13 protein-coding genes are annotated in these 11,981 nt (G+C 69.4%); 4 read left to right on the top strand and 9 right to left on the bottom strand.

The genetic code is table 11. The features are described from left to right. The first annotated feature begins 185 nt into the window (after window positions 1-185). A complete protein-coding gene (locus ACFVV1_RS04945; protein ID WP_389985138.1) occupies window positions 186-1,145 on the top strand; it encodes a restriction endonuclease in 960 nt (319 codons plus the stop codon). 76 nt (window positions 1,146-1,221) lie between these two features. Here the strand turns inward: ACFVV1_RS04945 and ACFVV1_RS04940 are convergent, their stop codons facing one another. Genes ACFVV1_RS04940 through ACFVV1_RS04915 form a run of 6 tightly spaced genes read right to left on the bottom strand, consistent with a single transcriptional unit; the run spans window position 1,222 to window position 5,735 of the window. Next, on the bottom strand, window positions 1,222-1,950 hold the full coding sequence (locus ACFVV1_RS04940) for a class E sortase (protein WP_389984535.1): 729 nt from the start codon (window positions 1,948-1,950) through the stop codon (window positions 1,222-1,224). Between the two features lie 27 nt (window positions 1,951-1,977). Then, window positions 1,978-3,354 (bottom strand): class E sortase, encoded by a 1,377-nt coding sequence (locus ACFVV1_RS04935; RefSeq protein WP_389984532.1) that lies wholly within the window; start codon window positions 3,352-3,354, stop codon window positions 1,978-1,980. Further along, complete coding sequence (locus ACFVV1_RS04930) at window positions 3,351-3,989, bottom strand: aminodeoxychorismate/anthranilate synthase component II (protein ID WP_389984529.1); 639 nt, start codon at window positions 3,987-3,989, stop codon at window positions 3,351-3,353. Before ACFVV1_RS04930 ends, ACFVV1_RS04935 begins: the two co-directional genes overlap by 4 nt. Next, window positions 3,986-4,168 (bottom strand): hypothetical protein, encoded by a 183-nt coding sequence (locus ACFVV1_RS04925; protein WP_266747294.1) that lies wholly within the window; start codon window positions 4,166-4,168, stop codon window positions 3,986-3,988. Before ACFVV1_RS04925 ends, ACFVV1_RS04930 begins: the two co-directional genes overlap by 4 nt. 56 nt (window positions 4,169-4,224) lie before the next feature. Then, window positions 4,225-4,941, bottom strand: coding sequence for a class E sortase (locus ACFVV1_RS04920; protein ID WP_389984526.1), 717 nt, complete (start codon window positions 4,939-4,941; stop codon window positions 4,225-4,227). Window positions 4,942-4,967: 26 nt separating this feature from the next. Then, entirely contained in the window at window positions 4,968-5,735 is a 768-nt protein-coding gene (locus ACFVV1_RS04915) for a DUF881 domain-containing protein (RefSeq protein WP_389984523.1), read from the bottom strand. A gap of 141 nt (window positions 5,736-5,876) precedes the next feature. On the opposite strand from ACFVV1_RS04915, the gene crgA reads away from it, so the two are divergent. Next, the gene (gene crgA / locus ACFVV1_RS04910) at window positions 5,877-6,131 is read left to right on the top strand and encodes a cell division protein CrgA (RefSeq protein ID WP_265543105.1); all 255 of its coding nucleotides are present in this window, start codon (window positions 5,877-5,879) and stop codon (window positions 6,129-6,131) included. A gap of 321 nt (window positions 6,132-6,452) precedes the next feature. Here the strand turns inward: crgA and ACFVV1_RS04905 are convergent, their stop codons facing one another. Then, on the bottom strand, window positions 6,453-7,352 hold the full coding sequence (locus tag ACFVV1_RS04905; protein ID WP_389984520.1) for a rhomboid family intramembrane serine protease: 900 nt from the start codon (window positions 7,350-7,352) through the stop codon (window positions 6,453-6,455). Between the two features lie 154 nt (window positions 7,353-7,506). Next, window positions 7,507-8,034, bottom strand: a complete 528-nt coding sequence (locus tag ACFVV1_RS04900) for a peptidylprolyl isomerase (RefSeq protein ID WP_389984517.1) — start codon at window positions 8,032-8,034, stop codon at window positions 7,507-7,509. A 480-nt stretch (window positions 8,035-8,514) separates the two neighbouring features. On the opposite strand from ACFVV1_RS04900, the gene ACFVV1_RS04895 reads away from it, so the two are divergent. Beyond that, window positions 8,515-9,258, top strand: a complete 744-nt coding sequence (locus ACFVV1_RS04895; RefSeq protein WP_389985135.1) for a DUF5324 family protein — start codon at window positions 8,515-8,517, stop codon at window positions 9,256-9,258. A gap of 173 nt (window positions 9,259-9,431) precedes the next feature. Here ACFVV1_RS04895 and ACFVV1_RS04890 read toward each other — a convergent pair whose 3' ends face one another. Beyond that, window positions 9,432-10,202, bottom strand: coding sequence for an IclR family transcriptional regulator (locus ACFVV1_RS04890; RefSeq protein WP_389984514.1), 771 nt, complete (start codon window positions 10,200-10,202; stop codon window positions 9,432-9,434). Between the two features lie 138 nt (window positions 10,203-10,340). Here ACFVV1_RS04890 and hutH point away from each other — a divergent pair, with 138 nt between their 5' ends. Next, window positions 10,341-11,876: a histidine ammonia-lyase gene (gene hutH, locus ACFVV1_RS04885; RefSeq protein ID WP_389984511.1), complete on the top strand. Its 1,536-nt coding sequence runs from the start codon at window positions 10,341-10,343 to the stop codon at window positions 11,874-11,876. Window positions 11,877-11,981: the final 105 nt, after the last annotated feature.

Below are 11,981 nucleotides of genomic sequence, written 5' to 3'. Positions count from 1 at the left end.
TATGTGCTGATTCGTTGATCGGGTGGGGCGGGGCATCGGACTCCGGCCGCACAGACGGCTAGATGAAGGGTCAAGACGTGATCAATGAGGTCGCTCTGGTGGAATCACAGGCGCTGCGTCGGAGCTTCACCGAACGTACGGAGGCACTCGACCGAGTCAAAACGCTGTCCTTGCTACCGAACGGTATGCACGTGACCACCGCCATGGTCGCTGCCTACTTCGAGGTGGCGGAAACAGTCATCAACAACCTCCTCAGCCGTCATCGAGAAGAACTCGAATCGAATGGTCTGAGGGTGATCCGGGGCGCTGAGCTGCAGAAATTTAAGGAACTCATCCTGAGTTCCTATCCGGAAAGTTATCCACAGCCCCGTTCGAGCATGGCCCTCTGGACCCGGCGGACCGTCCTGAACGTGGCCATGCTGCTCCGGGACAGCGAGGTCGCGCGTCGCGTACGTACGTATCTGCTCGATATCGAACACTCCTCGCGGGCGCACCCCCTGATCGTGGACACCCCGCAGCGTGTCAACGACGTCGAATCACTCGACGCCCGCATCACGCGGCTCGGCGAGGAGAGCTTCACCCGCCTTCTCGGCACCACTGTCGTGCCCGTACTGAACGCGCTCATCGAGACCTCCGGCGAGCAGCGGCGGGAACTCATCGGCCTTCGCGAGAACGTCCAGCAGATCGAGCGGAGGCTCGTCCGGCACGACACCCAGTTGCGTCGGCTCCAGCACGCGCAGGAGCAGCGTCCGCTCACCGGAGTCATGGCCTCGATCGACGCCATGAACTGGCGGGAGTTCGAGCAGCACATCGCCGGGCTGCTGCGCCGGGACGACTGCATCGGTATCGAGGTACACGGCGGGAGCGGCGACCGCGGGGCCGACATCACCGGGTACACCGCCGACGGGCGCCGGCTGGTCGTCCAGTGCAAGAACTTCGCCCCGTACCGCTCGGTGTGGAGCGGCGAGATGCAGAAGTTCGTCGGCACCAAGACGCTGCACCGGGCGGACGTGGCCGTGTACGTGGCGACCTGCCCGTTCTCCCGCGAGGCGCTCGACATCGCGACGCAGGTCGGCGTCACAGCCGTCCACCGCGGCCTGCTGGAGGCCTGGAGCGCGGGCGCGAGGCTGCAGGTACTCAGGTAGGCCCGTAGGCCAGGACAGCAGAGGGCCCGAAGTCGCAAGGATTGGTTGCGACTTCGGGCCCTGTTCAGCATATCGGCTAACGCAGCTCCGCCGGCTTCGTGCGGTCCTCGTCCACCTTCTCCGTACGCACCAGCTCGCCCCACACGATGTAGCGGTACTTCGACGTGTAGACCGGTGTGCAGGTCGTCAGCGTGATGTAGCGGCCGGGCTTCTTCGCTCCCGATCCCTTCGGTACCGCCTGCAGTACATCGACGTTGTACTTGGACGTCTCGGGAAGCTCCTTGAAGACCTTGTAGACGTACCAGGTGTCCCTGGTCTCGAAGACGACCGCGTCACCCGTCTTCACCTTGTCGATGTTGTGGAACTTGGCACCGTGCCCGTCGCGGTGTGCCGCCAGGGTGAAGTTGCCCTGCTTGTCCCAGGGGAGAGCCGACTTCACCGGGTCGGTGTAGTAGCCCGCGATGCCGTTGTTGAGGTTCTCGGTGTCGGTGCCCTTCTTGACGAGCACCTCGCCGTTCTTCATCGACGGAACGTGCAGGAAGCCGATGCCGTCCTTGGTGTCCAGCGCGCCCGGTCCGCCCGCCCAGCGGTCGCGGACGGTGTGGCCCTGCTTGGTGGCCTCGCGGTCGGCGAGCACGTTCGTCCACCAGAGGGAGTAGACGACGAAGAGTCCGAGCACCAGGCCTGCGGTGATCAGCAGTTCGCCGAAGAAACTGACCGCCGTCGCGACGGGATGGCGGCCTCTGCGGCGCGGCGGGGGCGCGGACTCGCCGATTCGCTCTTCGTGCTCGGTCCTCGCTGTCACCGCACCCGTTCCTGTCGTGATGATGTTTCAGCCGACGAGCGCGTCGGGCTTGCCCTTGCTGCGCGGTCGTTCGTCGACCATCTTGCCCCAGACGATCAAACGGTACGTACTCGTGAATTCCGGCGTACAGGTCGTCAGAGTGATGTACCGGCCCGGCCCGGTGAACCCCGAACCGGGCGGAACCGGGCCGATCACCGAGACGTTGGACGGCGAAGTCTGGGGAAGGGTCCTCGTCGCCTCGTACGTGTAGTACGCATCCTGCGTCTCGACCACGATCAGGTCACCGGGACGCAGCCTGTTGATGTAGCGGAACGGTTCGCCGTGCGTGTTGCGGTGGCCCGCCAGCGCGAAGTTGCCCTTTTTCGCGGACGGCATCGCGGTGCGCAGCGTGCCCTCGCTGTAGTGGCCGACCATGCCCCGGTCGAGGACCTTCTCCTTGCTGATGCCCTCGGCGATCGGAGCGACCACATCCAGTTCGGGGATGTGGATGATGGCGAATCCCTGCCCCGCCTCGAACGCACCCGGGTTGCGGTCGCCCTTCGCCCAGTCGTCCTGGATCTTGTGCGTCTCCTTGCCGGCGTACTGGTCGGCGCGCACATTCGTCCACCACAGCTGGTACGTGACGAACAGCAGCATCAGCACACCGAGCGAGATGAACAGCTCTCCGACGACCCGGCTGGCGACAACGGCCGGGCTGTCCTTGGCCGCGCGCTCCGCGCGCCGCGCCTCGACGCGGGACATCGGCTTGTCGGCCGGCGCCGATGCCGCGGCCGGCGCCGTGGATTCCGGCCGCGGTTCGGCACGTCGGCGGCCGCGGCCCTTCGCGGCGCGTCGGCGCTCGGCACGGCCTCCGGTACGCGGTTCCGGATCGGCCTTCTCGGGCCCCGGGCCCGGCTCCGACAACGGCTCCGACAACGGCTCCGGCCCGGGAACCGGCTGCCGGTCCGTCGGCGCCTGATCGGCCAGGTGGCGGGGGTCCGCAGTCCGCACGCCGACCGTCTCGCCGTCCGGCGGGAGGGGAACGGGGGTGGGGACGGGCTGCGCCCGGGGCACCGGCGCGGGTGTCTGCTGCCCGTACCAGTCCCGCTCGAACCCCTCGGGGTCGTACCACTCACGCGGGGTCTGCTCGGGCGTCTGCGCCCCTTGTGGCGCCTGTGGCTGTGCCTGTCCTTGCGCCTGCGCCCGGGATGGCCGATCCGGCGCCCGGTGCAGTCCCCGCCCCTGCTCCTCCGGCGGGATGCCGCCGGACCGGGACCACGGCGAGGCATGCCGCCCGGGCAGCGGATCGTTCAGCGGATCCGCCAGTTGGTCGACCGCCGCCTCGAACGCGCCTGCGGCCTCGTACGTTCCTTGCTCGTACGGGCCGTCCTGTCCGGCGTCGTGTTCGGGACGGAGTGCGGTCACGCGGCGGCCTTGCCCACCACCGGCGCGAGCCCCGTCGACCTCGCGACGGCTCCTGTGTCGCCGCACTGTGCCAGCCAGTTGGCCAGCATCAGATGGCCGTGCTCGGTCAGCACCGACTCCGGGTGGAACTGCACGCCCTCCACCGCCAGTTCCCGGTGGCGCAGCCCCATGATGATGCCGTCGGCGGTGCGCGCCGTCACCTCCAGCTCCGCCGGGACCGTGTCGGGTTCGGCGGCGAGCGAGTGGTAGCGGGTCGCGGTGAAGGGGGACGGCAGGCCGGTGAAGACCCCGGTGCCCTCATGGGTCACCAGCGAGGTCTTGCCGTGCAGCAGCTCCGGGGCGCGGTCCACCACACCGCCGTACGCCACGGCCATCGACTGCATCCCGAGGCAGACCCCGAAGACCGGGACGCCCGTGGCCGCGCAGTGGCGGACCATCTCGACGCAGACACCCGCCTGCTCCGGGGTGCCGGGGCCGGGCGACAGCAGGACCCCGTCGAAGCCGTCCTGGGCGTGTGCCGTGGTCACCTCGTCATTGCGCAGCACTTCGCACTCGGCGCCGAGCTGGTAGAGGTACTGGACGAGGTTGAAGACGAAGCTGTCGTAGTTGTCCACGACGAGGATGCGGGCGCTCACTGGCCGCCCCCCGTTCCGGTCGAGCCGTCGACCGTCACATCGCCGAACGGAAGCAGCGGCTCCGCCCACGGGAAGACGTACTGGAAAAGCGCGTAGACGACAGCCAGCGCCAGCACGAGCGAGATGAGCGCACGCACCCATGCGTTGCCCGGCAGATGCCGCCAGATCCAGCCGTACATGCTGTCCCCTCCATTCGGTACGGGACCAGACTAAAGGGCCGGGGCACGAGCGTGGGTCAGCTGTGGAAAGCTGCCGGCCTGCCGTCGCTCACGGGCTGGGTCGCGTCGAGGTGCGCCCAGGCGATCAGCCGATGGCTGCTGCCCCATTCGGGGTCGCAGGTGGTCAGCGTCAGATAGCGGCCGGGCCCGTCGAAACCGGACCTGCGGGGTACGGGGTCGATGACCCCGATGTCGCTCGGCACCGTCCGGTAGGGCTTCTTGTCGATGCGGTACGTGAACCACGTCGTCCCGTCCGTCAGCAGCACCGCGTCGCCCGGGCGCAGCTTCGGGAAGTCCTTGAACGGGTCCCCGTACGTGCGGCGGTGTCCGGCCACCGCGAAATTGCCCGTCGCTCCGAGGCGGGCGGTCCCGCTGTAGTGGCCGAGCCCCTTCTGCAAGGTCCTGACCTCGGTGTTCTCCAGGACGGGCCACTCCCAGCCCTTGCCGAAGCGGGGGATGTACAGCATCGCGAACGGCTTGCCGTCCCGGTACGCCGCGGAGGCGGGCGGCGCCGACGGTGTCGGGGAGGTGCCCGGCGCCGGGGACGTGCCCGGCGCGGGAACGGACACCGTGCCCCGCGCCCACTGGTTCTGCAGGGTGTCGATCTGTCCCTCGGTCGCTTCGGCGGCCTTCACTCCGGTCCAGAACAGCACGTACACCACAAAGAGCACGATCAGGGCGCCGACGGTGATGCAGAGTTCGCTGAACGTCCTCACGATCAGTCGCACCGACACCGTGTCGGCCTCCCCACAGCTGCTCGCTACTTCGCCGGCTCCGCATAGTGGAGATCCACTGTGCCCGAGTAGCCGGGAAGAGTCACCGCCTTCTGCTCGTCGACTTTCCAGCCGAGCCCGTACGCCTTCACGTACAGCAGGTAGTTGTTGATCGCCGGGGAGTCGTCGAGTGCCTGCTTGAGCGCGGCCGGGTCACCCACTGCGGTGATCTTGTACGGCGGGGAGTAGACGCGGCCCTGGAGGATCAGGGTGTTGCCGACGCAGCGGACCGCGCTGGTGGAGATGAGCCGCTGGTCCATGACCTGGATGCCCTGGGCGCCGCCCTGCCAGAGGGCGTTGACGACCGCCTGCAGGTCCTGCTGGTGAATGACCAGGTCATTGGGTTGCGGGTCGGGGTAGCCGGGGTTCGCGGTGGCGCCCAGCGGTGCATCATTGAGCGTGACGGACACGGACCGGCCGGAGAGCTTTGTGGTGCCCGCGGCCCGCGCCAGTTCCTTGAGCCGGGCGTCCTGCGCCTCGGTGCCGCCGTGATCGCGCCGCACGAGGGCGTCGATGTCCTCGCGCGCGGTGGCATTGGTCTCGTCCAGGTGGGCGTTCTTGCCGCTGCGCTGCTGGATGAGGTCGGAGAGCTTCAGCAGCGAGGAGTCGGTGCGGATGTTGGTGCCCTTGGCCGTGTTGGCGCTGGTGACGAAGATCAGTCCGGCGAGGGCGAAGACGGCGGCGGTGAGCACCCGGACCGGGTGCCGGAAGGTGCGCCGGACCGGTCCTCGGGGAGAGTCGGCAGAATTGCTCAACGTACCCTTATCTCCTTCGGCGCCGCGGAAGCACTACGCTAACGGACGCCCGGGGGAGGCAGCATTCCCCCTCGAGCCCCGCCCCGGCGTCAGCCACAGTTCCCTGCGCGGTCACGCAGCGCATCGACAGGAGAGTTCCTCGTGCCGAAGTCACGTATCCGCAAGAAGGCCGACTTCACGCCCCCTCCGGCGAAGCAGGCAACCAACATAAAGCTGACCAGCCGCAGCTGGGTGGCGCCGGTGATGCTGGCGCTCTTCCTGATCGGTCTGGCCTGGATCGTCGTTTTCTATGTGACCGACGGCGATCTGCCGATCAAGTCGCTGGGGAACTGGAACATCGTCGTCGGCTTCGGCTTCATCGCCGGCGGCTTCGGTGTCTCCACGCAGTGGAAGTAGCGCCGCAGGGCGCCTGATCCCACAGCGGGTCCAGGTTCCACAACCCTTGCCCCGAGTTACCCACAGCGTTATCCACAGGCGGGGGAAAAGGTCAGACGATCTGTGGATAACTCCCTGGCTGTTGACGCCGATGTGACTGCAGCCTTCCTCACCGAGGGATGGCACGCCCCTTGTCCCTGCTGGAAAAACCCAGCTCAGCGACAAGGGGCACAGTTGTTCCCACAGAATGCACAAGATCCGGCACGCGCTGTGGACAAGTGACGCTGTGGACAGCCGGCCGAGCGTAGATCCCCGGGCAACCGGGTCCGTGGCGGCGTGCGCTCAGGTGAGCGCGGCTGTTCTGGCGACGACGATGGCGACCACGGCCACCAGGACCAGGGCGCAGGTGCCGTACTGCACCAGTGCGCGCCGCTCACGGGGGGCGTGCACCATGGCGATCGCGATCAGCGTGCCCGCGATCAGACCGCCGACATGTGCCTGCCAGGCGATCCCGCCCCAGGGGTTGAAGGTGATGACCAGGTTCACCGCGAGAAGCGCGAAGACCGGGCGCATGTCGTAGTTGAGCCGGCGCATGAGCACGGCGGTGGCGCCCAGCAGGCCGAAGATCGCTCCGGAGGCGCCGAGCGAGCCCTGCACGGGTGCGGAGAGCCAGTAGGTGAGGGCGCTGCCCGCCAGGCCGGACAGCATGTAGAGCGTGAGGTAGCGGGCGCGGCCGAGCGCCGCCTCCAGCGGCCCGCCGAGCCACCACAGCCCCAGCATGTTGAAGACGATGTGCCACATCTCCTGGTGCAGGAACATCGACGTCACCAGCCGGTACCACTGGCCCTCGGCGACGCCTTCGAGCGGGCCGCCGAAGTGGGTCGTGGCACGGCCGAGCAGCAGCAGGTCGTTGACCAGCTCGCCCTTCGCCAGGACGGCGATGTACACGGCGACGTTGATGCCGAGGAGGATCTTGGTGACGAGCCGGGGGTCGGCCGCGATGCTGCCACCCGCGACGGTCCGCGGCTGGTTGGCGGCCGGGCCGTGCCCCGTACCGGATCCCTGGCGGACGCAGTCCGGGCACTGGAAGCCGACCGAGGCGTTGACCATGCACTCGGGGCAGATCGGGCGGTCGCAGCGGGTGCAGCGGATGTGCGTACCGCGACCGGGGTGGCGGTAGCAGTTCAGCGAGCCGTCCATGGCGGCGGACCGGTCCTGGTCTCCCGGCGGCTGCTGGTCCATCGGTCCCATGGTTTCCCGGTCCCCTCGGTCCTCGTCGTGGCGGCAGCACGCACGACGCCGCCCTGCTCATCCGCTATGTAACAAGTACGGACGACCAGGGCGGTTGGTTCCCGAAAGGAGAATCAGAAAGTGATCACGAGATGACCACTGGTGATCACCGGTTCTCGATGACGACCGATTCGATGACGACGTCCTGCAGCGGGCGGTCGGTGCGGGCGTTGGTCGGGGTGGACGCGATGGCGTCCACGACCTTCTGGCTGGCGGGGTCGACGACCTCGCCGAAGATGGTGTGCTTGCCGGTCAGCCAGGCGGTCGGCGAGACGGTGACGAAGAACTGCGAGCCGTTGGTGCCCGGGCCGGCGTTGGCCATGGCCAGCAGGTACGGCTTGTTGAAGCCGAGTTCGGGGTGGAACTCGTCACCGAACTCGTATCCCGGGCCTCCGGTGCCGTTGCCCAGCGGGTCGCCGCCCTGGATCATGAAGCCGCTGATGACGCGGTGGAAGACGGTGCCGTCGTACAGCCGGTCCGTGGACCTCTTGCCGGTCTCGGGATGCGTCCACTCACGCTCGCCCTGGGCGAGCTCGACGAAGTTCTTGACCGTCTTGGGCGCGTGGTTCGGCAGAAGCCGGATCTCGATGTCGCCCTGATTGGTCTTCAAGGTGGCGTAAAGCTGCTCAGCCACGATCTGCCTTCCGTGAGTCTTCGGTGAGTCTTCGGTGACGTCAGGTCCACGATGGGTGACGTCAGGTCCGTGGTGACGTTCCACCGATCCTCGCACGGACCTTCCGCTCCGGCGCCCGGCCGCCACCCCGAACGCACTCCGCTCACCTTCTTGCCCGATAGCGCGCCCGTCGCGCCGAGGCCGTGTCCGCCCCCCTTCGCCTGCGGCTTCCCCGAAGCCCCTTGCGTGCCGCTCCCCGCAGGAACAAATGCGGCCAAGTGCGTGACCAACCGGCGCGGGCTGAACCGAACCGTGGCATTGTCGTCGGCAAGCTCCCCTTGCACCGCATTGCCCGAAGGCGTCAGCCATGACCCGGATGACCCGGACATGAACCGGATGACCCGGATGCCTGCCCCGCATGCCGTACAGGCCTTCGGCAGGCATGATCTCGAAATGGGTGGAAAGGCGGAGTACCTACCCGCCACCAAGGAGGAGGATCCCGTGACCCGCATCGACAGCGTGCGCGCCGCAACCGACTCGGCCAAGGACAGCGTGCAGCACGCCGCGGAAGTGGTGGCGCCCTACGCCGACTCGGCCAAGGACCAGGCCGCACATCTCGCGCACGAGGCCCGCACACGGCTCGCGCCAAAGGTGTCGAAAGCAGCCCAGCAGGCCCGCGTCCAATACGGCGCGCATCTTGCGCCACGCATCGAACTGGCCCGTGCCCATGTGCCCCCCAAGGTCGACGAGGTGGCCCAGCGCGCCGCGCTACGCACCAGGCAGGTCGCGCGCAGCGCCGCGGACTACACCGTTCCGCGCGTCGAGCACGCGATGGCCGTCGCCCAGCCCGTGGCGGAGGAGGCCTCGGTCCGCAGCGCCGCCGCGCTGGCGGCGCTCCGCGGACAGGTCACCGCGAAGGAGATCAGGCAGCTCGCCAGGAAGCACGAGCGGCGGGCGAAGGCCGGCCGGCTCCTCAAGGGGTTCGCCGTGGCAGGCATCGTGGCGGGTGCCGCCTACGCCGCCTGGAGGTGGTGGGACAAGCAGGCCAACCCGGACTGGCTGGTCGAGCCGCCCGCTCCCACGGAGGTCTCCGACCGCGCGCCGCTGACCTCGGTCGACGGCAGCGGTCCGTCCTCGGCCGACCCGGAGGGCCAGGCCGAGCAGACCGACGCGGAGAACAAGGAGAGCAAGGGGACGGACGGTCCGGAGGGTGTGGACGGCACCGATCGCGACGACCGCCGCTGAGTAGTCCCCGCGCGGCAAAGCGGGCGCCGGAAGGCCTTGAGGTCTTCCGACGCCCGCTTTCGCCGTCCGCGGAGTCCGCGGGATGCGGAGTTCGCCGGATGCGGAGTTCGCCGGATGCGGAGTTCGCGGGATGCGGCAGCGGACAGCTCGCGAGGCCGGGCCGCGTGGCGTTATCAGGGTGTTTTCGGAACGCCGCCCACGCGGCGGGTCAGTTCGCGGGCGGTCTGCGCGACGTGCCCCGCGATCTCCTGGCGTTCGGCGGCACTCCCCGGCCGGCTCGGGAACGTGACGCACACGCCGGCGATCGGATGGGCGTGGTGATCGAACACGGGGGCGGCGATGGAGGACAGGCCGACGGTGATTTCGCCCTCCTCGGTGGCGTACTGCCGACGGCGCACCTCGGCCAGCAGGGCACGCAGCGCGGTCAACGAGGTGGGCCCCGCGTCGTTGCGCTGGACGAAGGACGACCGGTCCGGGAAGAGCGCCCGTACCTGCGCAGCCGGCAGATGGGCCAGTACCGCCCGGCCGCTGGCGGTCAGCTGGGCCGGCAGCCGCACACCCACCTCACTGACCAGGGGGGCGCGGCCGGGGGCCCGTTCCTCGATGACGTAGATGACCTCGCGGCCGTGCAGCACCGCGAGGTTGGCGTTGTACCCGGTGCGGTCCACGAGCTTGGCCAGCGGCACCCGGGCCAGCCGCTGGAAGGGCTCCTGCCGCGCGTACCCGGAGGCGAGCTCGAAGGCGCTGACGCCGAGACCGTAGCGCCGCTCCTCGGGCAGGTGGGAGACGAAGCCGTCGGCGGCCAGGGTGTCCAGCAGGTGGTAGGTCGTCGAGCGGGGCAGTCCGACGTCGCGGCTGATAGCCGCCGCGGGCACCGGGGCGGCCTGGGTCGCCAGATAGCGCAGCACGGCCAGGACCTGCGCGGCAGCCGGGACGATGCTCATGCTCCGACGATAGACCCGGCGTCGCGTGAACCATTTGTCTGGGATCCCAGACAAGGAGACCTCGGGTGTCTGGGATTCCAGACACAACCTTCGGGCAGCCCGTCGCGGTGCGGCCCCCGCAACCGGCTTCATGGAGACATGACTGTTGATGTTGGTGTCGGCCCGCTCTCTGCCGACGATGTCGTGTCCGTTGCCCGGCTGGGAACTCCGGTGGCGCTGTCGCCGGAGGCATTGAAGGAGATCGCCCGCAGCCGTGAGGTGATCCGGGGCCTGGCCGGCGAGGTGGTGCCGCACTACGGCGTCTCCACCGGATTCGGGGCGCTGGCCACCCGCCACATCCCCGGCGAACTGCGCGCGCAGCTGCAGCGCAGCCTGGTGCGCTCGCATGCCGCGGGTTCCGGCCCCGAGGTCGAGCGCGAGGTCGTCCGTGCGCTCATGCTGCTGCGTCTGTCGACGCTGGCGACCGGCCGTACCGGTGTGCGCACGGAGACCGCCGAGGCCTATGCCGCGCTGCTCAACGCCGGTATCACCCCCGTTGTCCACGAGTACGGCTCGCTCGGCTGCTCCGGCGACCTGGCCCCGCTCGCCCACTGTGCCCTCGCCGTCATGGGCGAGGGCACGGTCCGCGACGCCGACGGCATGCTCAAGCCGGCCGCCGAGGCGCTCGCCGCCGCCGGGGTCACCCCGGTCGTGCTGGAGGAGAAGGAGGGTCTCGCGCTGATCAACGGCACCGACGGCATGCTCGGCATGCTGGTGCTGGCCGCCCACGATCTGCGCCGGCTGCTGCGCACCGCCGACATCGCCGCCGCCATGAGTGTCGAGGGCCAGCTCGGTACGGACGCCGTGTTCGCGGCCGATCTCCAGGCGCTCCGCCCGCACCCGGGCCAGGCCGACAGCGCCGCGAACCTGCGGGCCCTGCTCGCCGACTCGGGCATCGTCGCCAGCCACCGCACGCCGGAGTGCACGCGGGTGCAGGACGCGTACTCGCTGCGCTGCTCGCCGCAGGTGCACGGCGCGGTCCGCGACACCCTCGCGCACGCCGAGCTGGTGGCCGCCCGGGAGCTGGCGAGCGCCGTCGACAACCCGGTGGTCACGCTGGACGGCCGGGTGGAGAGCAACGGCAACTTCCACGGTGCGCCGGTCGCCTGTGTGCTGGACTTCCTCGCCATTTCCGTCGCCGACCTGGCCTCGGTCGCCGAGCGTCGTACGGACCGGTTCCTGGACCCGGCCCGTAACCACGGGCTGAACGCCTTCCTGGCGGACGACCCGGGCGTCGACTCCGGCCACATGATCGCCCAGTACACGCAGGCTGCGATCGTCTCCGAGCTGAAGCGGCTGGCCACCCCCGCCTCCGTCGACTCCATCCCCTCCAGCGCCATGCAGGAGGACCACGTCTCCATGGGCTGGTCCGCGGCCCGCAAGCTGCGCCGCGCGCTGGACGGCCTCGGCCGCGTCCTCGCGGTGGAGGTCTACACCGCGGCCCGCGCGCTGGACATGCGCGCTCCGCTGACGCCGTCGCCCGCCACCGCAGCGGTACGCGACGGTTTGCGCGAGACGGTCGAGGGCCCCGGCCCCGACCGCTGGCTCGCTCCCGAGATCGAGGCCACCGTGCAGTACGTCGCCTCCGGCGGTGCGATCGCGGCCGCGGAGTCCGTCACCGGCCCCCTGGCCTGAACCACCTGTGCGCGCTGCCCGGCGAGTGACTCTCCGGGCAGCGCGCACAGGGCACCACGGGGCGTGCACCGGCGCGCCGCTCTCGCGGGCCGGCGCGCCGGTTCG

It is taken from the genome of Streptomyces sp. NPDC058092 (assembly GCF_042884935.1).
Lineage (GTDB): Bacteria > Actinomycetota > Actinomycetes > Streptomycetales > Streptomycetaceae > Streptomyces.
The sequence above is the reverse complement of the archived record's forward strand: the minus strand, read 5'-3'. Positions and strand labels throughout refer to the sequence as shown.